The sequence below is a fragment of the Neorhizobium sp. LjRoot104 genome, assembly GCF_964253725.1.
Classification (GTDB): domain Bacteria; phylum Pseudomonadota; class Alphaproteobacteria; order Rhizobiales; family Rhizobiaceae; genus Neorhizobium.
Genome location: NZ_CAXURS020000001.1, coordinates 4,421,994 through 4,443,714, shown reverse-complemented (window position 1 = coordinate 4,443,714; position 21,721 = coordinate 4,421,994). Strand labels below are relative to the sequence as shown.

General features: G+C 62.2%; 25 protein-coding genes and 1 pseudogene. 18 read left to right on the top strand and 8 right to left on the bottom strand.

Going from position 1 to position 21,721, the window contains the following annotated elements; translation table 11 throughout:
* Positions 1–34 precede the first annotated feature (34 nt).
* The 4 genes from ACSQ8R_RS21760 to ACSQ8R_RS21745 are packed head-to-tail and all read left to right on the top strand — an operon-like array spanning position 35 to position 2,062.
* On the top strand, positions 35–463 hold the full coding sequence (locus ACSQ8R_RS21760) for a putative toxin-antitoxin system toxin component, PIN family (RefSeq protein ID WP_436255283.1): 429 nt from the start codon (positions 35–37) through the stop codon (positions 461–463).
* Positions 445–690: a ribbon-helix-helix protein, CopG family gene (locus tag ACSQ8R_RS21755; RefSeq protein WP_436255282.1), complete on the top strand. Its 246-nt coding sequence runs from the start codon at positions 445–447 to the stop codon at positions 688–690. The genes ACSQ8R_RS21760 and ACSQ8R_RS21755 overlap by 19 nt, the downstream gene beginning before the upstream one ends.
* Positions 691–696: 6 nt before the next feature.
* Positions 697–1,170, top strand: coding sequence for a Cys-tRNA(Pro) deacylase (gene ybaK / locus ACSQ8R_RS21750; protein ID WP_436255281.1), 474 nt, complete (start codon positions 697–699; stop codon positions 1,168–1,170).
* Between the two features lie 4 nt (positions 1,171–1,174).
* The gene (locus ACSQ8R_RS21745; protein WP_436255280.1) at positions 1,175–2,062 is read left to right on the top strand and encodes an MBL fold metallo-hydrolase; all 888 of its coding nucleotides are present in this window, start codon (positions 1,175–1,177) and stop codon (positions 2,060–2,062) included.
* A 28-nt stretch (positions 2,063–2,090) separates the two neighbouring features.
* Here ACSQ8R_RS21745 and ACSQ8R_RS21740 read toward each other — a convergent pair whose 3' ends face one another.
* The gene (locus ACSQ8R_RS21740) at positions 2,091–2,906 is read right to left on the bottom strand and encodes a hypothetical protein (RefSeq protein WP_436255279.1); all 816 of its coding nucleotides are present in this window, start codon (positions 2,904–2,906) and stop codon (positions 2,091–2,093) included.
* A gap of 73 nt (positions 2,907–2,979) precedes the next feature.
* Here ACSQ8R_RS21740 and ACSQ8R_RS21735 point away from each other — a divergent pair, with 73 nt between their 5' ends.
* From ACSQ8R_RS21735 to ACSQ8R_RS21720, 4 genes and pseudogenes are all read left to right on the top strand, one after another.
* Positions 2,980–4,233 carry an aminopeptidase gene (locus tag ACSQ8R_RS21735; protein WP_436255278.1) on the top strand — a complete coding sequence of 418 codons (1,254 nt, stop codon included), beginning with the start codon at positions 2,980–2,982 and terminating at the stop codon, positions 4,231–4,233.
* Positions 4,234–4,283: 50 nt separating this feature from the next.
* A pseudogene (locus ACSQ8R_RS21730) lies at positions 4,284–4,580 on the top strand (type II toxin-antitoxin system RelE/ParE family toxin).
* A complete protein-coding gene (locus ACSQ8R_RS21725; protein ID WP_105402410.1) occupies positions 4,580–4,867 on the top strand; it encodes an addiction module antidote protein in 288 nt (95 codons plus the stop codon). Before ACSQ8R_RS21730 ends, ACSQ8R_RS21725 begins: the two are co-directional and overlap by 1 nt.
* A gap of 110 nt (positions 4,868–4,977) precedes the next feature.
* Positions 4,978–5,919 carry a cyclase family protein gene (locus ACSQ8R_RS21720; protein WP_436255277.1) on the top strand — a complete coding sequence of 314 codons (942 nt, stop codon included), beginning with the start codon at positions 4,978–4,980 and terminating at the stop codon, positions 5,917–5,919.
* On the opposite strand, the gene ACSQ8R_RS21715 is transcribed toward ACSQ8R_RS21720, so the two are convergent.
* Together ACSQ8R_RS21715 and xseA are read right to left on the bottom strand one after the other, a co-directional pair.
* Positions 5,920–6,513: an NAD(P)H-dependent oxidoreductase gene (locus ACSQ8R_RS21715; RefSeq protein WP_436255276.1), complete on the bottom strand. Its 594-nt coding sequence runs from the start codon at positions 6,511–6,513 to the stop codon at positions 5,920–5,922.
* Positions 6,513–8,120 carry an exodeoxyribonuclease VII large subunit gene (xseA, locus tag ACSQ8R_RS21710; protein WP_436255275.1) on the bottom strand — a complete coding sequence of 536 codons (1,608 nt, stop codon included), beginning with the start codon at positions 8,118–8,120 and terminating at the stop codon, positions 6,513–6,515. The genes ACSQ8R_RS21715 and xseA overlap by 1 nt, the downstream gene beginning before the upstream one ends.
* Positions 8,121–8,424: 304 nt before the next feature.
* Between xseA and ACSQ8R_RS21705 the strand changes: the two genes are divergently transcribed.
* From ACSQ8R_RS21705 to ACSQ8R_RS21695, 3 genes are all read left to right on the top strand, one after another.
* On the top strand, positions 8,425–8,688 hold the full coding sequence (locus tag ACSQ8R_RS21705) for a spike base protein, RCAP_Rcc01079 family (protein WP_436255274.1): 264 nt from the start codon (positions 8,425–8,427) through the stop codon (positions 8,686–8,688).
* A gap of 18 nt (positions 8,689–8,706) precedes the next feature.
* Positions 8,707–8,979 carry a hypothetical protein gene (locus ACSQ8R_RS21700; RefSeq protein ID WP_436255273.1) on the top strand — a complete coding sequence of 91 codons (273 nt, stop codon included), beginning with the start codon at positions 8,707–8,709 and terminating at the stop codon, positions 8,977–8,979.
* Between the two features lie 139 nt (positions 8,980–9,118).
* Positions 9,119–9,349: a hypothetical protein gene (locus ACSQ8R_RS21695; protein WP_436255272.1), complete on the top strand. Its 231-nt coding sequence runs from the start codon at positions 9,119–9,121 to the stop codon at positions 9,347–9,349.
* Positions 9,350–9,365: 16 nt separating this feature from the next.
* Here the strand turns inward: ACSQ8R_RS21695 and ACSQ8R_RS21690 are convergent, their stop codons facing one another.
* Positions 9,366–11,219, bottom strand: a complete 1,854-nt coding sequence (locus ACSQ8R_RS21690) for a hypothetical protein (protein WP_436255271.1) — start codon at positions 11,217–11,219, stop codon at positions 9,366–9,368.
* Between the two features lie 125 nt (positions 11,220–11,344).
* Here ACSQ8R_RS21690 and ACSQ8R_RS21685 point away from each other — a divergent pair, with 125 nt between their 5' ends.
* From ACSQ8R_RS21685 to ACSQ8R_RS21670, 4 genes are read left to right on the top strand one after another with little or no spacing between them, the layout of a single operon-like run.
* On the top strand, positions 11,345–12,352 hold the full coding sequence (locus ACSQ8R_RS21685; RefSeq protein WP_436255270.1) for a glycosyltransferase: 1,008 nt from the start codon (positions 11,345–11,347) through the stop codon (positions 12,350–12,352).
* Positions 12,349–13,047: a class I SAM-dependent methyltransferase gene (locus tag ACSQ8R_RS21680; RefSeq protein ID WP_436255269.1), complete on the top strand. Its 699-nt coding sequence runs from the start codon at positions 12,349–12,351 to the stop codon at positions 13,045–13,047. The genes ACSQ8R_RS21685 and ACSQ8R_RS21680 overlap by 4 nt, the downstream gene beginning before the upstream one ends.
* A gap of 9 nt (positions 13,048–13,056) precedes the next feature.
* Complete coding sequence (locus ACSQ8R_RS21675; protein WP_436255268.1) at positions 13,057–13,419, top strand: EamA family transporter; 363 nt, start codon at positions 13,057–13,059, stop codon at positions 13,417–13,419.
* A gap of 7 nt (positions 13,420–13,426) precedes the next feature.
* The gene (locus ACSQ8R_RS21670; RefSeq protein WP_436255267.1) at positions 13,427–13,792 is read left to right on the top strand and encodes a hypothetical protein; all 366 of its coding nucleotides are present in this window, start codon (positions 13,427–13,429) and stop codon (positions 13,790–13,792) included.
* Here the strand turns inward: ACSQ8R_RS21670 and ACSQ8R_RS21665 are convergent.
* Positions 13,789–14,775: a Gfo/Idh/MocA family protein gene (locus tag ACSQ8R_RS21665; RefSeq protein WP_436255266.1), complete on the bottom strand. Its 987-nt coding sequence runs from the start codon at positions 14,773–14,775 to the stop codon at positions 13,789–13,791. The genes ACSQ8R_RS21670 and ACSQ8R_RS21665 overlap by 4 nt on opposite strands.
* Positions 14,776–14,966: 191 nt before the next feature.
* Here ACSQ8R_RS21665 and ACSQ8R_RS21660 point away from each other — a divergent pair, with 191 nt between their 5' ends.
* The 3 genes from ACSQ8R_RS21660 to ACSQ8R_RS21650 all read left to right on the top strand — a co-directional run bounded on the left by ACSQ8R_RS21660 (position 14,967) and on the right by ACSQ8R_RS21650 (position 17,408).
* The gene (locus ACSQ8R_RS21660; protein WP_436255265.1) at positions 14,967–15,917 is read left to right on the top strand and encodes an aldo/keto reductase; all 951 of its coding nucleotides are present in this window, start codon (positions 14,967–14,969) and stop codon (positions 15,915–15,917) included.
* Positions 15,918–15,978: 61 nt separating this feature from the next.
* Entirely contained in the window at positions 15,979–16,974 is a 996-nt protein-coding gene (locus tag ACSQ8R_RS21655) for an aldo/keto reductase (RefSeq protein WP_436255264.1), read from the top strand.
* A gap of 74 nt (positions 16,975–17,048) precedes the next feature.
* Entirely contained in the window at positions 17,049–17,408 is a 360-nt protein-coding gene (locus tag ACSQ8R_RS21650; protein ID WP_436255263.1) for a nuclear transport factor 2 family protein, read from the top strand.
* A gap of 15 nt (positions 17,409–17,423) precedes the next feature.
* On the opposite strand, the gene ACSQ8R_RS21645 is transcribed toward ACSQ8R_RS21650, so the two are convergent.
* The 3 genes from ACSQ8R_RS21645 to pheS form a co-directional block, all read right to left on the bottom strand.
* Entirely contained in the window at positions 17,424–18,041 is a 618-nt protein-coding gene (locus ACSQ8R_RS21645) for a hypothetical protein (protein WP_436255262.1), read from the bottom strand.
* Between the two features lie 118 nt (positions 18,042–18,159).
* On the bottom strand, positions 18,160–20,583 hold the full coding sequence (pheT, locus tag ACSQ8R_RS21640; RefSeq protein ID WP_436255261.1) for a phenylalanine--tRNA ligase subunit beta: 2,424 nt from the start codon (positions 20,581–20,583) through the stop codon (positions 18,160–18,162).
* Between the two features lie 13 nt (positions 20,584–20,596).
* A complete protein-coding gene (gene pheS / locus ACSQ8R_RS21635; RefSeq protein ID WP_436255260.1) occupies positions 20,597–21,679 on the bottom strand; it encodes a phenylalanine--tRNA ligase subunit alpha in 1,083 nt (360 codons plus the stop codon).
* Between the last annotated feature and the right edge of the window lie 42 nt (positions 21,680–21,721).

Below are 21,721 nucleotides of genomic sequence, written 5' to 3'. Positions count from 1 at the left end.
GACAGAGAGATGATAGCATATATGCTATCACTTCATGAAAGTCGTCATCGACACGAACATATTCGTATCTGCCATCATGAATGCGGAGGGCGCCCCCCGTCAGGTCGTCAGGCTTTGCTTGCTTGAACAGATTACTCCGTTGATGGCGAATGCGCTTTTTTCCGAATATGAAGATGTCTGCCATCGCGACGACCTTTTCGGCCGTGCACCCCTTTCCGCTGAGGAGAGAACCGAACTGCTGGATGCCTTTTTGTCATGCTGCCAATGGGTGCCTATCTATTTTCTCTGGCGGCCCAACCTTCGTGATGAGGCGGATAACCATGTCATGGAACTGGCGGTCGGCGGCGGTGCGGAGGTCATCATAACAGCGAACAAGCGGGGCTTCGCCCAGGCAGAGCTCGCGTTTCCGAAACTGAAGATCTTCACCGCTGGTGAGTTTCTGACTTGGAGAAAGAAGACATGAGCACTTTGACTATCCGGCTTCCTTCCGATCAGCATGAACGCCTCAAAGCACTGGCCGCATCACGGGGGACCAGCATCAATAAGCTTTTCGAGGAATTCTCCTCGAGGGCGCTTGCTGAATTCGATATTGAGACCCGTTTTCGCCTGCGTGCTGCGAAAGGGGACAAGAAACGCGGACTCGCCCTTCTGGACAAGCTCGACCGTGTCCATTCGCAGCCCGATCGGTAACCAGCGATGTCCAAGACAACCCGTGCCACCCAGATGCTCGAGAAGGCTGGCGTCGCCTTTGCCACCGTCACCTACGACTACGATCCGAATGCGGACCGGATCGGGATGCAGGCGGCGGAAGCGATCGGCGAGGAACCGCGCCGTGTCTTGAAGACGCTGATGGCGGAGGTGGACGGCAGGGCGGTCTGCGTCGTGGTGCCGTCGGATCACGAGGTTTCGATGAAGAAGCTCGCAGCCGCGTTCGGTGGCAAATCCGCGAGCATGATGAAGCCCGCCGATGCGGAACGGGCGACGGGTTATCATGTCGGCGGCATCAGCCCCTTCGGCCAGAAGAAACTCGTGCCGACCGCGATCGAGATCACCGCGCTCGACGAGCCGCATGTCTTCATCAATGGCGGCCAGCGCGGATTGCAGGTGCGGCTTGATCCCAAGGCAGCCCGCGATACCCTGAAGGCGGTCGCGGCGCCGCTGGTGGCGTGAAATCATGAGTGAGATGACCTCGACGCTTCGAATTCTCGAACCCTATCCCGGCATCTTTGCCTATTATGACGGGCGGGTATCGGGCAAACGCTTGCATTCGAAAAGCCCAAACTGGCTGGACGACGGCGCCTATTCGCTCGGCGTCGCCTCCTATGCCATCGTCGATCAGGACGAGGCGCTGGTCTATGACACGCATATCTCGCTCGACCATGCTAAAGCGATCCGCACGCATCTGGAAGCGCTTGGCGTCACCAAGATCCGCGTCGTGCTCAGCCACTGGCACAAGGATCATATCGCTGGAAACGCCATCTTTTCCGATTGCGAGATCATCGCGCTGACGCTGACGGCGGAAAAGCTGGAAGAGAACCGCCGGAAGATCGAAAACGCCAACCCGCCGATCTCACCGCTCGTCATGCCGACCACCCTGTTTGATGGCAGGTTGGACCTGACGATCGGCTCCCGCCGGATCGAACTGCACCATTTCGCCATCCACAGCGCCGACGGTAACGTGGTCTGGATGCCGGACGAACGGCTTCTGCTCGCCGGGGACACGCTGGAAGACACCGTCACCTATATTTCGGAAGCCGCCGAGATCGGCACGCATATCGCCGAACTCGCACGGATGGCCTCCTGGCCGATCGCAAAAATCCTGCCGGCGCATGGCGATGCGGAGCGGATTGCGGCGGGCGGTTACGAGCCGGGCCTGATCGACGCCAACCGCGCCTATCTGCGCCGCATGGCGGGTGCCGTCGCCGCCGGTCAGGACATCGATCCTTCTCTGAGGTCATTCGCCGCGGAAGAGATCGCCTCGGGCGTGGTGCTTTATTTCGCGCCCTACGAAGAGGTTCATGCCGGCAACATAGCGGCGGTCAAGGCGGCGCTGCAGCGCTGAACGGCCAGATGCCGGTCAGGTCAAACCGTCATGGCCACTTTGCCGACCATTGCTTGAGAGCAGCCAGCGCCGGTGCCGGCCATCTGCGGATCGCCGGTCGCAGGATGATCTTCCGGCCCGCAGGCTTCCAGGCAAGATAGAGCTTTCTCGCCGAAATATCGGCGGCAATCAGCGCTTCAGCCTCGGTGCACATATGCGGCCTGCAGGCTTCGCCGATGTAAAAGCCGTTTCTGAACGCTCCGGTGCCGGGTCCGGTGATGGAGCTCTCGAACTCCTGCCGATGCTCTCCCAGCATCATGTTTGCCGTATCCGCGATCGGGCCTATGCCGAGCAGTTCCGATGGGTGCCCCACCTTCTTCATGTCGTCCCAACCCATTGTCGCATTCGGCTGGAAGGCGACCTTGCCAGCCTCGGCGAAGCCTTTTTCGGGCGTCCACGTCCAGCGCAGGCTCGGCTGGCCGGCAACCGACTGCGTCGCAAGCAGAAGGTGGTCATCCTCTGTGGCGATCGAGGCAGCGCCGCGGCAATCGTCTATGGGCTCATCGACACGCGGCTCACCACCCTGCGGGAACGACACGACAAGGGGCGAACCCGGGCAGGCGTTGCCGCCATCCGAACTCACCACCACGACGAACGGTACACCTGCCACCAGGCCGACGTTCTCGATCAGCAGGAACCGGTTGGAATGGACCTGCCTGCCGTCGATCGTCAGTTTCTCCTCGTCGTCATCGGAGGCGATGACCACCTGATGATCGAACATGGTCGCCGCAAAGTCGGCCGAGAGACAAGCAGAGACCGAGGCGCCGAAGAGAGCGGCGCCCAGCAGGGCGATTTTCATGAACATGTATGCCTCAGCTTCAATTTTGCCCCAAACCTCTTTAAGTCTCTTCGATCACAGAAATCAGGTGAGGTCCAACATGACAATCGTGCCGAATTTTCAAACCGTCGTCGATCCTCAAAAGCTTGAAAAACTGGCGGAAGTTGCCATCAAAGTGGGCTTGCGCCTCGATAAGGGCCAGGATCTGGTGATAACGGCACCGCTTGCCGCCCTGCCGCTCGTGCGGCTCCTTACCAAACATGCCTACATGGCCGGCGCCGGCCTCGTCTCGACCTTCTATTCCGACGAAGAGACAACGCTTGCACGCTACGAATACGCATCCGACGCAAGCTTCGACAAGGCTTCCGACTGGCTCTACGAGGGCATGGCCAGGGCCTATGCCAACGGCGCCGCGCGGCTTGCCATCTCCGGCGACAACCCGATGATGCTGTCCGGCCAGGACCCCTCCAAGGTGGCGCGCGCCAACAAGGCCAATTCCATGGCCTACAAGCCGGCGCTCGAAAAGATCGCCAATTTCGACATCAACTGGAATATCGTCTCCTACCCCAACCCCTCCTGGGCCCGGCAGGTGTTCCCGGACGTTCCCGAAGACGTCGCGGTCGGCAAGCTGGCGAACGCCATCTTCGCCGCCTCGCGCGTCGATCTTGCCGATCCGATCTCGGCCTGGGCTGAGCACAACGCCAACCTCAAGAAGCGCTCGACCTGGCTCAACGGCGAGCGCTTTTCCGCGCTCCATTTCACCGGCCCGGGCACCGATCTCACGGTCGGCCTTGCCGACGGCCACGAATGGCATGGCGGCGCCTCGACCGCCAAGAACGGCATTACCTGCAACCCGAACATCCCGACCGAAGAAGTCTTCACCACGCCGCATGCGCTGAAGGTCGAGGGCCATGTCTCCAGCACCAAGCCGCTGTCGCACCAGGGCACGCTGATCGACAATATCCAGGTGAAGTTCGAGGGCGGCCGCATCATCGAGGCCAAGGCTTCGAAGGGCGAGGAAGTGCTGAACAAGGTGCTCGACACCGACGAAGGCGCCCGCCGGCTGGGGGAAGTGGCGCTGGTGCCGCATTCCTCGCCGATCTCCAAGAGCGGCATCCTGTTCTACAACACCCTGTTCGACGAAAACGCCTCCTGCCATATCGCGCTCGGCCAGTGCTATTCGAAATGCTTCCTCGACGGTGCTACGCTCAGCCAGGACCAGATCAAGGCACAGGGTGGCAATTCGAGCCTGATCCACATCGACTGGATGATCGGCTCCGACAAGGTCGATATCGACGGCGTCAGCGCCGACGGCTCCAAGGTGCCGGTGATGCGCAAGGGCGAGTGGGCCTGATAAGCTCATGATAAGCGGACCACATGTAGTTTTTAAACTACATGTGGTCCGTGTTCGAGCTCAGACAGACGGAAACGTTTCTGAAATGGCGCACGCGTCTGAAGGACGAGCGGGCTCGCGCACTGATAGCCTCGCGTCTGGACCGGCTCGCTTTCGGGCATGCTGGTGATGCGGCCCCCCGTTGGTGAGGTGTCAGCGAACTGCGCATTCACCACGGCCCGGGCTACCGCATCTACTTTCAGCAGCGTGGCAATGTCCTGATCGTTCTACTCTGTGGCGGCGACAAAAGCAGCCAGGCAAAGGACATCAAGGCTGCAAAGCGACTCGCGATGGAATGGAGTGAGTGATGGCTGAAAAACTGACCGCTTATGATCCAGCCGAAGACTTGGGCTCCGATCAGGCGATTGCGGCATTTATGGCCGAAGCTTTCGAGACGGAGGACGCGGCCTACATTGCGCATGCCTTGGGGGTGGTCGCCCGTGCCAAGGGGATGATGCAGATTGCCAAGGACACTGGCCTTTCCCGAGAGCAGCTCTACCGTTCCTTCAGCGCCACCGGCAACCCGACGCTCAAGACGACGATTGCGGTGATGAAATCGTTGGGGATCGAGTTGACCGCCAAGGTCCATTCCTGATTTCCCGGCAGAGTTGACTTTCCCTCTTTCACGGCAGGAAACTGATCTTGCCGGCACGCTCGATGTGTCGGCTCACGCTGATCAGGACAATCCGAAAAGAGGGAAACAGCATGCCCATTTCTCTTATGCGTCTGGCTGCACCGCTCGGCGCAGCACTTCTCGCCATTGCGCCCGTCACCAGCACCTCCGCCCAGGAGCCCGGTCTTTGGAAGGTCTATAACGAGACCCTCAAGGGTGCGAAATATGTGGACCTCACCCACACGATCACGCCGAATATCCCGGTCTGGGCGGGCTTCGGCAAATCGGCCTTCGGCCAGGCCGCGGCTGGCGTCGATCTGGAAGGTTATGCCAAGAAGGGCGACACCTTCACCTATGAGAAGCATGGTTTCGCCGCATCAACCTACAATCTCGCCACCGACCAGCTCGGTACGCAACTCGACCCGCCTGCCCATTGGGCTCCGGAATATGCGGCGATCGACGAACTTCCAGCCACCTATGCCGTGCGGCCGCTCGTGGTCGTCAATATCGAGGACAAGGTGAAGACCGATGCCGGCTATCACCTGCAGGTTTCCGACATCGCCGAATTCGAGAAGAAGAACGGCAGGATCCCCGAAGGCTCGGTGGTGTTCGTGCGCTCCGGCTGGTACAAGAAATGGCCGGATCCGTCGCTTTCCACAACGACGCCGTTTCCCGGCGTCAGCCTCGATGCGTTGAAATTCCTGCATCTGGAACGCAAGATCCTCTTTCACGGCCACGAACCGCTCGATACCGATACAACGCCGAACCTCGAAGGTGAGTATTGGCTGATGCACAATGGTTTCGCGCAGGCGGAAGGGGTGGCGAACCTCGACAAGGTACCGGAAACAGGTGCGCTGGTGGCGATCGGCTATCCGAAATTCGGCGGCGGTGTCGGCGGCTATGCCCGCTATATCGCAATATGCCCGCCGGACTGGCAATTCGGCGTGACGATCGGCTCGGTGCCGGAGGCGCCGCTTGCGAAATTCGACAAGCCGCTACATTTCGACGAGAAGGCGGGCATGCGGGTGCGCTGATTATCGCAAGGATTGGAGCGCGGCCTTGACGCGCTCCAGATGCCGCCCGCGCTTGTCTCCCGTGGTGCGGTCCATGTCGTGCAGCGCCAGCATGCGGAAATCGACCTTCCTGTTGCAGAACACGGCGATGCCGCGCCTGAGTTGGCGGCGCACGGGATCGCCCATGTAGAGCTTCACCACCCACCAGGGCGAACCGGTCGTCGTGAAAACCCGGAAATGGCGAATGTTGGTGAGCAGCGGGACGATCCTTCCGCCCGCCTTGTCGTGGCGGAAGGCGACGCCCGGCGCAAAGACCCTGTCGAAAAAACCCTTCAGCACCGCCGGCAGGTTGAACCACCATTGCGGAAAGACGAATATCAGCGCTTCGGCCTTCTGTAGCCGCTCTACCAGATCCGCCACCTCCGACGTGTCGTAGGGCACATCGAAATACCCGCGCCGTTCATGTTCCGTCAGCCGTGGATCGAAACCTTCCGCATAGAGATCGAGCAGGTCGACCGTGTGGCCGTTGCCTTCCAGGGTCTCGCGCGCCAAACCTGCCACCGAATGCGCAAAACTTTCCGCCAGCGGATGGGCAAGCACCAAGAGGACATGCATCAGAAGAGCGTGCCCTGTTTCGGCGCGTCCCCGCCCTGCTCCGGTTTCGACGTCCGCTTTTTTGGTTGAGGCGGCACGGCGGACGGAACCGCGGGATCGCCGCCCTCGCCGGTCACCGCCGCAATCCTTCCATCGGCGAATTCCACCGAGATCGCCATCCCTTCGCCGATGCCGGCAGCGCGCGTCAGCGGCCGGTCGTCCTCGCCGCGCACCACGGCAAAGCCGCGTTTCAGCACGTTCTTATAGGAGAGCGATTGCAGAACGCGATCCTGCGCGGTGATTGCCGCGCGGCCGCGTGTCAGCGCGTGCGAGATCGCCGTATCCGCATGACGGGCCATCGACGCCAGGTGCTGACGCTCGCGCTGCAACTGGCCGAGCAGCCTTGCGGGCAGCGCCGAAAGCGAGGCGCCCGCCTTGGCGACACGGTTGTTCTCCTTCAGCAATTGCCGCTCCAGGCAGCGGTCGCCGCGCATCAGCCGGTCGGCCAGCAATTGCCGCTGCTGGGCAAGGCGGTTGGTCAACAGTTCCAGCCGCAGTCCCGAAGAAGCCCGCTCAAACCCGCGGCGCTTGACCACCGTCGTGCGCTCCAGCCCGCGGCCGAGACCGGCTGCCGCCTCGTCGAAACGACGGCGCGGCAAAGCCAGCAACTGGTCGATGGACGGCAGCGCGCGGACAAGCGCCCGCACCGACTGGCGGCGCAGGTCCATCTGACGGCTGGCGGCGCCCCGCAGGCGGGCTGTCAGATTGGCGACCTGCGCCTGCATGTCCGCCTTGACCGGTACCGCCATTTCGGCGGCACCCGTCGGCGTCGGCGCGCGAACGTCGGCGGCGTGGTCGATCAGCGTCCAATCGGTCTCGTGGCCGACAGCCGATATCAGCGGGATCTGGCTTTCCGCGGCAGCGCGGACCACCGCCTCGTCGTTGAAACTCCAGAGGTCTTCGAGGCTGCCGCCGCCGCGCGCGACGATCAGCACGTCCGGCCGCCTGATCGGCCCGCCGGGCGACATCGCGTTGAAGCCACGGATCGCGGCGGCCACCTCGTCACCGGATCCCTCGCCCTGCACCTTGACCGGCCAGACGATGACATGCACCGGAAAACGGTCGGCAATACGGTGCAGGATATCGCGGATGACGGCGCCGGTCGGCGAGGTGACGACGCCGATAACCTGCGGCAGGAAGGGCAGAGGCCGCTTGCGGCCCTGGTCGAACAGGCCCTCGGCGCCCAGCCGGCGCCGGCGTTCTTCAAGCAGCGCCATCAGCGCGCCGGCACCGGCCGGCTCCAGGTTCTCGATGACGATCTGGTATTTCGAAGAGCCGGGGAACGTCGTGATCTTGCCCGTGGCGATCACTTCCATGCCCTCTTCAGGGCGGAATTTGATGCGCGGGAAGCTGCCCTTCCAGATCACGGCATCGATCCGGGCGCGGTCGTCCTTCAGCGAGAAATAGGCGTGACCGGAGGAATGCTGGCCGCGATAACCGGAAATCTCGCCACGCACGCGCACGTGGTCGAACGCGTTCTCCACCGTGCGCTTGATCGAGCCGGACAGTTCCGACACCGAAAACTCGGTGAGGTTCGTGGGCGAATCGTTGTCGAGCAAACTGGTCATCCCTTTCTTCTAAAGGAAGAGCGCGGCGATTTCACCATTTCCAGACGGCGAAAGCGGGGAAGATACGGCCCCCAAACGGCGGCTTCGAGAGGCCCGTCCGACAATGCGTTGGGAACCTAACCGTTCGCCGCTCCGCAGCCAAGCATTTGACGCTGCATCTTTTCTTTTGCCGGACACGCCACATTTCCATCTCTGGGAGAAACCGGATACCTGCGGGTACCGCGCTTTTTTAAGCCCCGCATTTTCCCCGCTGGAGAGAGGAGAGCGACAATGACGGCGAGCGATATTCAAGGAGATTTCGTCCATGCCCGACCGTTTTGCCAATACCCAAGCCTCGCTTTCCGGCCCAGCCTCCTCCGGATTTGCGATCACGCCCAGCGACAGCGCAGACCTGCCGGAGACGACGCGCGCGCTCTATGTGGGGACCGGCGGCCATCTGTCCGTCCGCATGCTGTCCGGCGAGACGCTGACGCTTTCGAACGTAGCGGCTGGCGGCCTGCTTCCGTTGCGGGTGACCCGCGTGTTTGCGACCGGCACGACGGCGGTGGCGATCGCTGGCCTCGTTTGAGGGAAACGGTGGGCAGCGATGCGGCGTGAACTTCTGCTGCTCCGCTTCGAGGACCGACCGCAAGCCGTATCCGTGCTCGGCGAGATCGGCATTGCCTTCGATGTCGTCTCGGGTGACGGCATCATCCGCAAGCCGACGGGAGAAACAGCCGAATTCGAGGGCGAGGTCGTCGCCCTCACCTGCCCGGTCTCCGGTTACCATGTCCAGCTTCTCTGGCGGGGAGAACCGCCGCCCTCATTGTCGCCATATCTTGTGGATCACGGCGCTTCCAGCAAAGACACGGGCGACTGAACATGGCATGGAGGCACCGAATCAGATCGTATCGAAATTGTCGCGGGACGCATGACGCCCGCCACGCATTGGAGCGAAAGCATTTATTAGCAGATTGCTAATAGGCTCGTTCCGGTGAAGCCGATGAGGAGATATCCGAGTGCTTTTCCTGACCGCTGCATCGATTGGCATTTGCGTCGGCATGATGCGGTCCGCGTTCTCGATCGCATTCATCGCTGTTTTGATCACCGCGACATTTGCGCTTGCCACCGCCGTATCGCCCGGCCCGGCGTCCTTTTTCAATCTTCTGATCGCCGTCCTCGGCTACAATGCCGGACTGATTGCGTTCCTCGCCGGTCTTTTCGTCCTGGATACCCGCCGCGAGGCATAAGGCACTTCATCCGCGATCAATTCCTGTCCGGCAGCACCTTATAGAGACGGAAGCCGCTTTGGCTCGGTTGCCCGAACGGCTGTAGATAATCGGGCACCTGGCCGCGGGCGAGATTGGCATAGAGCCCGTCCGGCTTGCGCCTGATCAGGGCATCGGTCTGCGGATCGGTCTTGCAGAAGGCCAGCGCGGTCACCCCCGCCCCTCTCAGGAAAGCCTTTGCCTCCCCCGGCTGGGCCAAACCGATGTAGAGTTCGGTCAGCATGCCTTTCTGGTTGCGATGATAGGGGGCCGTCAGCACCCTGTGATGGGTCCAGCGCAGGATATCCGCCCCGCTGTTCGAGGGTGCGGCTATGAGGCCCGCAGGCAATGTGGCCAACGCGGCCATATCCGCCGGATCGCCGCATTCCCCGACCTCGCCATCGGAAATGCCCGCCTTGGTGAGTGTGCGCATGTCCGCCGCCTGTTTCCAGCCATGCACCGCAAGCACGCCGCCAAGAGCCCAGACGACCGGAACGGACATCAGCACTGCGCTGATATAGGCAAAGGCCACACTGGGGTTCCGAGGATCGGCGGCGGAAACCCGCCGCAGGTCGGTGATCAGAAGCGACAATGGCAGGATGGCCAGCATATTGGCAAAAAAAGCGCCCCGCACCTGCAGCAGCGCGATCCCCCATGAGGCGCCGATCAGCGCCAGGAGCAAGAGATGGAGCTCCGTCTTCTCCCGCCTCAGGCTGCGGACAAGGCAGACCATGATTGCAAACAGCCCGACAGCGTAGAATCCGCCGACCATTTCCGGGTCGGTCCGGGCCTCGGCAAAAAAGGACCGCGCCTCCGTCACGCCGTTCAGCCAGAGTTCGACCAGCAGCGGGTCGAGCGTGCTCAACGGATCGCCGAGGCATTGCGGCGCGATGATGCGGGCCGCCAGAAGAAGGAGGCCGCCGGTGCCGCTGGCCAGGATGACGCGGACAATACGGCCAGGTTGTTTCGGCAGGCTTGCGAGGAGAAAGAGCGCGGCCCCTCCCAGCGCGGAAAGGGCGTAGAAGCCGAACGAAAAGTTGTCACAGGTGACGACCGCATAGGCGCGCGGCGGGATCGTCAGGAAAAAGACCGCCGAGACCGACAGCGCCAGCGACAAGCCGAAGAAGCGGGCCGGTCGGGAAAACGCCTGGCCCAGCCAGACCCATTGAAGCGCCACGCAGACGCAGACGACGGCAATAAAGGGCGTCGTCTCGGCGCCGATCGCCAGTGCGAGTGCACAGGCGATGCCGGCGGCGATATAGCTGGATGCCCGCCTCTCAGGATCGACCAGCATGGCGGCGATCCACATGACGAGCATGAGCTGGACATTGTGATGGTCGATGGAACCGGGTTTGAACCGGACACAGCCGAGAACGAAGAGCGCACCGAGGCCGAGTGCGATATGCATGGCCGTAACGCCGGCCAAGCGGCGGGCAGCCAAGCCGAGCGGCAGGAGCAGAAGCGGCACCAGCAGAAGAGGCCAGATTGTGACAACGACGGCTTCGGCCTTGTCCTGGGTCAGGAAGAACGAAAACAGCCGGATCAGCAGCGCGATCGGCAGATCGATCAACCGCGACCAGTGCATCAGCGTGCCGCCCTCGAGACCGAGCCTGTACTGCGTCAGATCGAACCAGCCCTGGCCGGCGAGCAAATCCCGGATTTCGACGAGCCGCATGACGTCGTCGTTGTCGGATCCGAGGTAGTCCGTGGCGTCCGGCAGTGAAAACGCGAGAGCCGCTACGGCGACAATGGCCGCATAAAGAGCCACTGCCGGCAGAAGCCGCGACAAAAGCGGCACCGTGGCGCCGCCCGCCGTCCTCGAAAAGGATGTGTCTGCTGCATTTTCCGTCATCGTCGTCCGGACTTTTCGCCTGTTTCGAGGGTCGAGGAAACCTAGCCTTAACCTTCCCAAGAAATAGTAAAGCCGCGGCACGGGAGACTTCCCGCGTTCGGTTTTCCATGTATCGAGTGAGCAACATGACCGACGCCCTGACCGGCCATTTCGACATCGCGATCCTGCTGCCCTGCTATAACGAGGCGATGACCATCGCCGGCGTGGTGCGCGGGTTCCGCGAGGAGCTGCCGGGCGCGCGGGTCTATGTCTACGACAACAACTCCACGGACGGCACCGCCCTTCAGGCCATGCTCGCGGGTGCGCTGGTGATGCGCGAACGCCGGCAGGGCAAGGGCCATGTGGTGCGGCGGATGTTCGCCGATATCGATGCGGACGTCTACATCATGGCGGATGGCGACGGCACCTATGCACCGCAGGATGCGGAAGAGCTGGTCCGCACGCTTCTGACCGAGCGTGCCGACATGGTAGTCGGCACTCGCCGCGGCGTGCATGCGGATGCCGGCCGGCAGGGTCACGCGGCCGGCAACCGACTGTTCAACTTCCTCTACCGGACGATGTTCGCACCCGACTTCACCGACATCTTCTCCGGCTACCGTGCCTTCTCGCGCCGTTTCGTGAAGAGCTTCCCGGCCGTTTCCGGCGGATTCGAGATCGAGACCGAGATGTCGGTGCATGCCTCGCTCCTCAAACTGCCGGTCTGCGAGATCGAACTCGATTACGGCCGGCGCCCGGAAGGCTCTCATTCCAAGCTCTCGACCTTCAAGGACGGTGCGAAGATCCTCTGGATGTTCGCCATGCTGATGAAGGAGACGCGGCCCTTCGCCTTTTTCGGCCTGATCAGTAGCGCCTTCATGACGGCAAGCCTGGTCTTCATGGCGCCAGTGCTGGTCGCCTATTTCCAGACCGGCCTCGTGGAGCGCATGCCCACCTGGGTGTTCTCGCTGGTGCTGATGCTGGTTTCGCTGCTGATCTTCACCGCCGGGCTGATCCTCGATTCCGTGTCCCGCGCCCGCGCCGAACAATTGCGGATCCATTATATGAGCCTGCCGGCCAGCGCCCACGTGGCCGGTCCGGTGCAAGCTCCTGCCCAGCCCGCCAAGCCCGAGCGGCGCAGGACCAGAGCCGCATGAACCGGGAAACCACCAACCGCATCCGCTTCGTCATCGAGGACCTGCTGCCGCCAATCCTTCGGGATTCGCCGCTTTTCCTCTGGCTGGCCAAGCGCGTCTGGGGCGATCACATCAGCCATCTCGCCCGTTTTCGCGAACGGGCGCCGTTCCTGACCGCCGAGGAATATGCGGACCTCTATCGCAATCATCCGCGCGTCCATAAGGGCACGGACAATTCGGCGGCCTGTATCCGGCGCATCAATTCCATGATCGCCGGAAACAGCGTCTGCGACGTCGGTTGCGGCACGGGCGCCTTGCTCACCCATATCCGCGCCGCCCATCCTGAGCTCGCGCGCCTCGTCGGCGTCGATTTCGTCGTCGAGGATGCGGCCGCCATCGAAGGCGTCGAATACGTCGCCGCCAGGATCGAAGACCTGCCCTTTGCCGACGGCGAATTCGACACGGTGGTCTGCACCCACGTGATCGAACATGTGCTGGAATATCAAAAGGCGATTGCCGAACTGCGGCGGATCGCCAAAAGGCGGCTGATCATCGTCGTTCCGCGCGAACGGGAAGCCCGCTATACGTTCAATCCGCATTTCAACTTCTTCGCCTACACGCATTCCTTCCTGCGCGCCGCGCATCCGGTCCCGGAGGTCTATACCTGCGAGGATATCGGGCGCGACATCTTCTACAGCGAAGACCGGCCGGGCTGAGGGTTTTTCATGTTCGTTTCGCTTTCCCCCATCACCTGGCTCGGGCTTCTCGGAACGCCGCTGCTGATCGCCATGGGCCAGGTTCTGTTCAAGATGACCAGCTCCACCGCCGGCGATTTTTCGCTGCGCGGGCTTCTGGCGCTCGCGGCCAATCCGGTGCTGATCGCAGCACTGGCGCTTTACGGTTTCGGTACGATCGTCTGGATCTATGTGCTCAAGTCCGTGCCGCTGACGCTCGCCTATTCGTTCATGGGGCTGACATTCTGCTTCGTGCCGCTTCTGGCGCAATTGTTCTTCGGCGAACCGCTGACGTTTCGATATGCGCTCGGGACCGTGCTGATCTTCGCCGGTCTGCTGGCCATCAACGGCTGACCGGGCGATGACCCGCCGCGCCAGGCTTGCCCTTCTCCTCGCGCTGCTGATCTTGGTCGATGCGCTGCTCCTGCAGGCCCTGACCATGGAGACCGAGGCGGGGGTGCTCCTCGACCGGCTCCTATCGCTTGGCGCGGGCCTCCTCACCGCGTTGATCCTGCACAGGCTGCTGCCGGCCGCTGCGAACCGGCGGCATCAGCCCGGTTTCTGGCCGCTCGTCGCGATCGGCCTTGTTCTCAACTATGGAATTTTCGCAGCGCTGGCGTCGCGCGCGCCGCATGTGCAGCCGCTCGTGCATCTCAGCTTTTCCTGGGCCTGCACACTGATGTTCGGCGGCTTCGGGCTATACCGCATCCGCCGCTGGCGGGACTAGACGTTTTCCCAGCCGTCATGGCCGCCGGCGCGATAGATGGCGTCGATGAACCGCTGGTTCTTCAGCGAATTCTCGAGCGTCACGATTTCGACCGGCTCGCCTTGGGCGGCCTTCGCAAAGGCTTCCGCCTGGCGCTTGTACTGCCGGCTGTCCGGAAAACGGAAGATCTGCGACACCGCATGGTTCTGGTTGGTGAGTTCGATTTCCTCGGCGCCCCAGCGGCCGGCATTGAAGGGCGACTTGACCTCGATATAACCCTCGGTGCCATGGAAGACCATCAGCTGGCGGGCGGCCATCTGGGTGGCGATGTAGAAGGTCATTTCGAACGAACCGAAATCCGCCTTGACGCTCGAATAGATATCCGTGCCGAAACCGGGATCGCGGTCTACCCGCGCCTGCACCCGCTGCGGCTCCTCACCCGTCACGAAACGTGTCGTAATCGTCGGGTAGACGCCGATATCCGGCAGCGCCCCGCCGCCGAGTTCGGGGATATTGCGCATGTTGGACGGGTCGCGGTTGAAATAGCTGAACGAGCCCTGCACGTGCTTGAGCTCGCCGATCGCCTTCTGGCTCAGCAGCTCACGCACCTTCAGCCAGACAGGTGCGTAAGTGACCATGAAAGCTTCGCAGATCAGCTTGCCGGTGCGGTCGCGGACCTTGATCAGCTCTTCGATCTCGCTCGCCTTGATCGCGATCGGCTTTTCGGAAAGCACGTGCTTGCCGGCTTCCGCCGCCTTGATCGACCATTCGACATGCTGGCTGGAAGGAAGCGGGATGTAGACGGCATCGATGACGTCCGACGCCAGCATCTCGTCGTAGGAACCGAAGGCATGCGGGGCGCCGAAGCGGTCGGCGAGCACGCGGGCTTTGGCGAGATCGCGGCTGGCAAAGGCGGTGGTCACGCAATTTGCCGCGTCCTGGATCGCCGGCACCACCTGTTCATGACCGATCCTGGCAGTCGACAGGATTCCGAAACGCAGCATGTGAACCTCCCTATGGCATTGTTGCCGCACCTTATTGGGCCACCGTGGGCAGCGCAATGTCACGCCGGATGCGACGCTTGAAAAAGTGATCGTCCGCCCAAAATAGGGACTGGTCGGCGGCGGAACATCGGCTAATCTCAGGCTCCCTTCCCAAGCTCATCCACTCACTTTAGAAATTTTGGAGGAATATCATGGAGCTGCGCGCACTCGGCCGGACCGGCCTTTCCATTTCGCCTGTCGTTCTCGGCGGCAACGTGTTCGGCTGGACCGCCGACGAGAGGACGTCGTTCGACATTCTCGACCGGTTCTTCGATGCCGGCTTCAACACGATCGACACGGCCGACAGCTACAATCGCTGGGTGCCCGGCCATGTCGGCGGCGAGTCCGAAACGATCATCGGCAAATGGCTGAGGAGCGGCGGTATCTCCCGTGACAAGGCGATCATCGTCACCAAGGTCGGATCCGACATGGGCCAGGGCAAAAAGGACCTGTCGGCCAAGTGGATCCTCGAAGAGGTCGAAAATTCGCTGCGCCGACTGCAGACCGATTATATAGACCTCTATCTCGCCCACTGGCCCGACGAGACGGTCCCCTACGAAGAGACGCTCGGCGCCTTCGCCAAGCTGAAGGAACAGGGCAAGATCCGGGCGATCGGCTGCTCCAACCTCGACGCCCGGATGCTGCAGGACAGCTTCGACGCAGCAAAGAAAGCCGGCCTGCCGCGTTACGACGTGCTGCAGCCGCAATACAATCTCTATGACCGCGACACGTTCGAAGGCCCGCTTGCGGATCTTTGCGTGAAGGAAGAGATCGGTGTCATCAACTATTACGGTCTCGCCTCCGGCTTCCTGACCGGCAAATACCGCGACAAGGCCGATACCGAAGGCAAGGCACGCGGCGGCCGGGCGCTCGGTTATCTCAACGACAAGGGCCTGCGCATCCTCGCAGCCCTCGACGAGGTCTCGGTCGAGACCAATGCCGAGCCCGCCTCGATCGCGCTCGCGTGGCTTTACCAGACACGCGGCGTCACCGCGCCGATCGCCAGCGCCACCAGCACCGGCCAGCTCGACGCAATCATCGCTGCCGGTAACCTGACGCTGTCGGCCGACCAGATGAAGCTGCTCGACGAGGCCGGCGCCTGATCAATCCAACGGGCGCCACGAGACGCCCGTCCGTTTTCGACGATCACAAAAGGAGGCTCCCATGCAAATGAGGAAGCTTGGAAAAGAACTGACCGTATCCGCCGTCGGTCTCGGCTGCATGGGCATGAGCCACGGTTACGGCGGCCAGGACGAACAGGAGGCGATCAGGACGCTGCACCGCGCCGTCGATCTCGGTGTCAATTTCTTCGACACGGCGGAAGTCTACGGCCCTTTCAAAAACGAGGAACTGCTCGGCAAGGGGCTGAAGCCTTTCCGCGACAAGGTCGTCATCGCCACCAAATTCGGCTTCAAGATCGACCCGAACGCCTCCGACTCCAAAGCCATGTCCGGCCTCGACAGCCGGCCTGAACATGTTCGCGAAGTGGCGGAAGCCTCGCTGAAGCGGCTCGGTGTCGACGTCATCGACCTCTTCTACCAGCACCGCGTCGATCCCAACGTGCCGATCGAGGATACGGTGGGCGCGATGGCTGAACTGGTGAGGCAAGGCAAGGTGCGTGCGCTCGGGCTTTCCGAAGCGGGTGCGGCCGCCATCCGCCGCGCCCATGCGGTCCATCCCATCACCGCCCTGCAGAGCGAATATTCGCTCTGGACCCGTGAACCGGAAGGCGAGATCCTCGACACCTGCCGCGAGCTGAATATCGGTTTCGTGCCGTTCAGTCCGCTCGGCCGCGGCTTTTTGACCGGCAAGATCCAGAAGCCGGAGGATTTCGGCCCGGACGACTTCCGCAATACGCTGCCGCGCTTCAGCGCCGAAAACATGGCTGCCAACGCCGCCCTGGTGAAGGTGCTGGAGGACATGGCTGCCCGGAAGGGCGTTACCGCCGCTCAGCTGGCGCTCGCCTGGGTTCTCGCGCAGGGCGACTTCATCGTGCCGATCCCGGGTGCGCGAAAAATCCCGCATCTGGAACAGAATGTTGCCGCGACGGCAATTTCGCTCTCGGCGGACGAGCTGAAGACCCTCGGCGACATGCTGGCGCCTGAGAAATTCTCCGGAACCCGCTATGCGGCACAGGCGATGGCCTGGACGAACCGTTAATTTCCACTTGCTAATGCAACCTCGCGCTTCCATCTTCCGTGTTGGCATGTCGGAGCTGACACGGGAGAAGATCGATGTCCGAGGAACGAGCCGTTCAAGCGGTGATCCATCTCTATGTTGACGGAATGACGTATGCGCATGAGGCCGCGCTTAGAAAGGCGTTCCACCCCAAGGCTTGTATCATCGGCAATTACGACGGCGCGGTCGAATGGCTGTCGCTCGAGGATTTCATCGGGGCGGTCACATCGGAAGGTGCAGCACCCGCCGGTACTCAGCCGCTGATCCAGATCGAAGCGCTCGACGTGACCGGCGATGCGGCAACGGTAAAGGTTGTCGACGAGTTCGCAGGTATGCGGTTCTCGGATTATCTCTCGCTTCTGAAAATCGAGGGGCGCTGGATGATCGTCAACAAGCTCTACCATCTTCATTCGTGAACGGTGCGCCACCGCTTACCGTTTAAGCGCTGGAAACCCGATGTAATGCTCGGAATGATCACCTTCGTTGTTGGGCATTCCGATCTTGGTGAGCACGCCCCGCGGCTCGGCGAAGCTGCGAATCCGCCGTGCGGGCTTTTCGTGCCACTGGATGTTCATCGCCCAGAGTTTCGGAAAGACCATGATCGACGAGTAAGGCAGGTGGTCGTGGATCCACCAGGCCATCTTCTGCCAATCGCCGTCCTCGTGATAGTTGTCGACCAGCCATGGGAAGACGACGCAAGCGGTAGCGCCCATGAAGCCCTTGGCGTCGCGACGATCCCATATATGGTCGGCGGCGGTATTGGCATTGGAGGAGCAATTGAGATTGTTCCTGTTGCCGTATTCGTTGACCCTGGCGCAGCGATAACCGGAACGCAGGTGCAACCGCCCGAACGTCGCCTGCAGGGGTTCCAGCAGTTCCTCGCAGAGATGGCGGCCCGCCTCGATCGCCAGGTCCGGGTCTTCCGGAATATTCGGGATGCCGTAGAAATTGGCGATCTCCGAAAACAGGAAATCGCGGAAGAAGAAGTTCTTCGACAGCCGCACCCGGCCGAGTTCCTCCAGCCCTTTCATCGATCCCGGTGTCCGCATTTGCCAACTCCTCCAACCCGTCATGCCCAGGCCTGCCCCGAGCATCTGCGACGCCAAAAGAAAAGCCTGCTCCCGAAGGAAGCAGGCTATCTCTGCGCAGTGATTCAGGCCACCCGTTTCAGGCGCGCAGAACCCCGCCCGTTGTCTTTTCGACATTGGCGACGATCTTGCCGGTCAGCGCGTCAAAATCCTCGTCGGTCAGCGTGCGCTCGACCGGCTGGATCAGCACTTCGACGGCAATCGACTTGCGGCCCTCGCCGAGCGAAGGGCCTTCGAACACGTCGAAGACGTTGACGCCGGTGATCAGCTTACGGTCGGCGGTTGTCGCGGCCTTGACGATTGCCCCGGCTTCCACATCGCTGGAAACCACGAAGGCGAAGTCGCGCTTGACCACCTGGAAGGGCGAAAGCTCGAGTGGCGGCTTGGTGCGCGTCGCCTTCTTCTTCGGCTCCGGCATGGCATCGAGGAAGACCTCGAAACCGCAAAGCACGCCGGAAACGTCGAGTGCTCCCAGCGTCTTCGGGTGGAACTCGCCGAAATAACCGAGCACGACTTTCGGTCCCATCTTGATCGTGCCGGAGCGGCCCGGATGATACCAGGCGGGCGCACCCTTCTCGATCTGCACGTTGCCCATCGGCAGGCCGCAGGCTTCAAGCACCGCCAGCGCATCAGCCTTGGCGTCGAAGACATCGACCGGCTTGCCGCCGCCCTTGGCATTGTTCGACCACAGACGGCCGGCGCCGTTGATTGAGGCCGTGCCGCGGCGGATGCCACCCGCGACGCGGCGCTGGCCTTCCGGCCTGTCGTTTTCGTAGGTGCCGGAGACCTCGAAGATCGCCACGTCGCCAAAACCCTTGTCGGCATTGCGCTGCGCCGCGGAGAGCAGGCCCGGCAGCAGCGACGGCCGCATGTCGGACATGTCGGCCGCAATCGGATTGGCCAGTTTCAGCCCCCGGGCGCCGCCGCCGAAGAGCTTTGCCTGGTCTTCCGGAATGAAGGACCAGGTGACGGCTTCCAGCATGCCGCGCGAGGCAAGCGCCCGCTTGGCGGTGCGGGTGCGGATCTGCAGCGTGGTCAGGATCTTGGCGTTGACGCTCGACAGTTTCTCGATCGGCTCCGGCTTGATCTGGTCGACACCGTGAATGCGCATCACCTCTTCGACGAGATCCGCCTTGCCATCGACGTCAGGACGCCACGACGGCACGGTCACCGACACGCGCTCGCCGGAACCTTCCACGGCAAAGCCGAGGCGCGTCAGGATATGGCGGCTTTCCTCGGTCGAGACTTCGAGGCCGGTCAGGCGCTTCACTTCCGCATAGGGGAAGTCGACGACCTTCGGCTGATGGCCTTTGTAACCGACGACTTTCGCTTCCGCAGCCACGCCGCCGCAGAGTTCCAGAACCAGTTGGGTGGTGCGATCGAGGCCGGGGACCATGTATTCCGGATCGACGCCGCGCTCAAACCGGTAACGTGCATCGGTGATGATGCCAAGCGAACGGCCGGACTTGGCAATGTTGATCGGATCCCAAAGAGCCGACTCGATCAGCACATCGACGGTATTTTCGTCGCAGCCGGAATGCTCGCCGCCCATGATGCCGCCGATCGATTCCACGCCGTTGTCATCGGCAATGACGACGTTGCCGGGGTTCAGCTTGTATTCACGCGTATCGAGCGCCAGCACCGTCTCGCCTTCCAGGGCGCGACGCACCGTCAGGTCGCCCTTGACCTTGGCGGCGTCGAAGACGTGCATCGGTCGGCCGTGGTCGAAGGTCATGAAGTTGGTGATATCGACCAGCGCGTTGATCGGGCGAAGGCCGATCGCCTTCAGCCGCTGCTGCATCCAGAGCGGGCTCGGGCCGTTCCTGACGCCGCGCACGCGGCGCAGGCCGAAACCTGGGCAGAGCCGTTCGTCGTCGAGAATGATCTTGAGACCGATGGCGGTCTGGCCTTCGGTCTTGAAGTCAGGCTTTGCCTGAGGCTTCAGCGTGCCGAGGCCCGACGCCGCCAGGTCCCGGGCGATGCCGTGGATCGAGGTGCAGTCCGGACGGTTCGGCGTCAGATTGATCTCGATGACCGGGTCGTCGAGACCGGCATAGGAGGCGAACGGCGTGCCAACCGGCGCGTCTTCGGGCAAATCAATGATGCCGTCGTGATTGTCGGACATGTCGAGCTCTTTTTCCGAGCACATCATGCCGTGGCTTTCGACACCGCGGATATTGCCGACGGCCAGCGTCACGTCGATGCCCGGAACGTAAGTGCCGGGTTTCGCGAACGCGCCGACCATGCCGGCGCGGGCATTCGGCGCGCCGCAGACGACCTGCACCGGCTTGCCGTCGCCGGCATCCACCATCAGCACCTTGAGGCGATCCGCAGACGGATGCTTTTCGGCGGAGATGACCTTGGCAATGACGAACGGCTTGTAGGCCGCCTTGTCATCGACATCCTCGACTTCGAGGCCGATCGCCGTCAGGCGTTCGCAGATTTCATTGAGGGTCGCATCCGTTTCCAGATGATCCTTCAGCCAGGAGAGTGTGAATTTCATTGTCGTTTCTCCCTTACGCGCTCAACCCGCCGAACAGCGTCGGCATGTCGAGCGGGCGGAAACCGTAGTGGTTCATCCAGCGGACGTCGGCGTTGAAGAAGTCGCGCAGGTCCGGCATGCCGTATTTCAGCATGGCGATGCGGTCGAGACCCATGCCCCAGGCAAAGCCCTGGAACTCGTCCGGGTCGAGCCCGCCGGAGCGCAGCACGTTCGGGTGCACCATGCCGCAGCCGAGGATTTCCATCCAGTCGGTGCCTTCGCCGAACTTGACGATCGGGCCGGAGCGGTCGCACTGGATGTCCACTTCGAAGCTCGGCTCGGTGAACGGGAAGAAGGACGGGCGGAAGCGCATGGTGACGCTATCGACCTCGAAGAAGGCCTTGCAGAACTCTTCGAGGATCCAGCGCATGTTGCCGACATGCGACTTGCGGTCGACGACAAGGCCCTCGACCTGGTGGAACATCGGCGAATGGGTCGCGTCGCTATCCTGGCGATAGGTCTTGCCGGGGATGATGATGCGGATCGGCGGCTTCTGTGCTTCCATGGTGCGCACCTGCACCGGCGAGGTGTGGGTGCGCAGGACCTTGCGCTCGCCATTTTCGTCCGGCTGGAAGAAGAACGTGTCGTGCATCTCGCGGGCCGGATGGCCCTCTGGGAAGTTGAGCGCCGTGAAATTATAGTAGTCGGTCTCGACGTCCGGGCCTTCGGCGATCGAGAAACCCATATCGCCGAAGATGGCGGTGATCTCGTCGACGATCTGGCTGATCGGATGAATGCGGCCGCGTTCCGCAGGCGAGGAGCGAACCGGCAGCGAGACATCGACCGTCTCGGCCTTGAGGCGGGCCTCGATCGCCGCGTCCCTCAGCACCGTCTTGCGTTCGGTGATGGCCTCGGTGATCTCGTTCTTCAGTGCGTTGATCGCAGCGCCGCGGGTCTGGCGTTCTTCCGCCGACATCGAGCCCAGCGTCTTCAGGAGCTCGGAGACGGAGCCCTTCTTGCCGAGAGCGCCGACGCGAACGGCCTCGATCGCCGCCTCGTCGCTGGTGCCGGCGATTTCCACTAGCAGCGAAGTTTTCAGGTTTTCCAGATCGGACATGGTTTCTTCCGTTTGATGCTCGGCGAGATCTATTGCGAGGTC

What these genes read in the sequence shown, in the direction of transcription:
- xseA (WP_436255275.1), bottom strand. Translation starts at nt 8,120, where the DNA reads ATGACCAGTTTGCTCGACAACGATTCGCCCACGAACCTCACCGAGTTT.
- ACSQ8R_RS21650 (WP_436255263.1), top strand. Translation starts at nt 17,049, where the DNA reads ATGTCCGAGGAACGAGCCGTTCAAGCGGTGATCCATCTCTATGTTGAC.
- ACSQ8R_RS21760 (WP_436255283.1), top strand. Translation starts at nt 35, where the DNA reads ATGAAAGTCGTCATCGACACGAACATATTCGTATCTGCCATCATGAAT.
- ACSQ8R_RS21685 (WP_436255270.1), top strand. Translation starts at nt 11,345, where the DNA reads ATGACCGACGCCCTGACCGGCCATTTCGACATCGCGATCCTGCTGCCC.
- ACSQ8R_RS21715 (WP_436255276.1), bottom strand. Translation starts at nt 6,513, where the DNA reads ATGCATGTCCTCTTGGTGCTTGCCCATCCGCTGGCGGAAAGTTTTGCG.
- ACSQ8R_RS21665 (WP_436255266.1), bottom strand. Translation starts at nt 14,775, where the DNA reads ATGCTGCGTTTCGGAATCCTGTCGACTGCCAGGATCGGTCATGAACAG.
- ACSQ8R_RS21645 (WP_436255262.1), bottom strand. Translation starts at nt 18,041, where the DNA reads ATGCGGACACCGGGATCGATGAAAGGGCTGGAGGAACTCGGCCGGGTG.
- ACSQ8R_RS21670 (WP_436255267.1), top strand. Translation starts at nt 13,427, where the DNA reads ATGACCCGCCGCGCCAGGCTTGCCCTTCTCCTCGCGCTGCTGATCTTG.
- ACSQ8R_RS21725 (WP_105402410.1), top strand. Translation starts at nt 4,580, where the DNA reads ATGGCTGAAAAACTGACCGCTTATGATCCAGCCGAAGACTTGGGCTCC.
- ACSQ8R_RS21740 (WP_436255279.1), bottom strand. Translation starts at nt 2,906, where the DNA reads ATGTTCATGAAAATCGCCCTGCTGGGCGCCGCTCTCTTCGGCGCCTCG.
- ybaK (WP_436255281.1), top strand. Translation starts at nt 697, where the DNA reads ATGTCCAAGACAACCCGTGCCACCCAGATGCTCGAGAAGGCTGGCGTC.
- ACSQ8R_RS21700 (WP_436255273.1), top strand. Translation starts at nt 8,707, where the DNA reads ATGCGGCGTGAACTTCTGCTGCTCCGCTTCGAGGACCGACCGCAAGCC.
- ACSQ8R_RS21680 (WP_436255269.1), top strand. Translation starts at nt 12,349, where the DNA reads ATGAACCGGGAAACCACCAACCGCATCCGCTTCGTCATCGAGGACCTG.
- ACSQ8R_RS21660 (WP_436255265.1), top strand. Translation starts at nt 14,967, where the DNA reads ATGGAGCTGCGCGCACTCGGCCGGACCGGCCTTTCCATTTCGCCTGTC.
- ACSQ8R_RS21720 (WP_436255277.1), top strand. Translation starts at nt 4,978, where the DNA reads ATGCCCATTTCTCTTATGCGTCTGGCTGCACCGCTCGGCGCAGCACTT.
- pheS (WP_436255260.1), bottom strand. Translation starts at nt 21,679, where the DNA reads ATGTCCGATCTGGAAAACCTGAAAACTTCGCTGCTAGTGGAAATCGCC.
- ACSQ8R_RS21690 (WP_436255271.1), bottom strand. Translation starts at nt 11,219, where the DNA reads ATGACGGAAAATGCAGCAGACACATCCTTTTCGAGGACGGCGGGCGGC.
- ACSQ8R_RS21735 (WP_436255278.1), top strand. Translation starts at nt 2,980, where the DNA reads ATGACAATCGTGCCGAATTTTCAAACCGTCGTCGATCCTCAAAAGCTT.
- ACSQ8R_RS21675 (WP_436255268.1), top strand. Translation starts at nt 13,057, where the DNA reads ATGTTCGTTTCGCTTTCCCCCATCACCTGGCTCGGGCTTCTCGGAACG.
- ACSQ8R_RS21655 (WP_436255264.1), top strand. Translation starts at nt 15,979, where the DNA reads ATGCAAATGAGGAAGCTTGGAAAAGAACTGACCGTATCCGCCGTCGGT.
- pheT (WP_436255261.1), bottom strand. Translation starts at nt 20,583, where the DNA reads ATGAAATTCACACTCTCCTGGCTGAAGGATCATCTGGAAACGGATGCG.
- ACSQ8R_RS21745 (WP_436255280.1), top strand. Translation starts at nt 1,175, where the DNA reads ATGAGTGAGATGACCTCGACGCTTCGAATTCTCGAACCCTATCCCGGC.
- ACSQ8R_RS21705 (WP_436255274.1), top strand. Translation starts at nt 8,425, where the DNA reads ATGCCCGACCGTTTTGCCAATACCCAAGCCTCGCTTTCCGGCCCAGCC.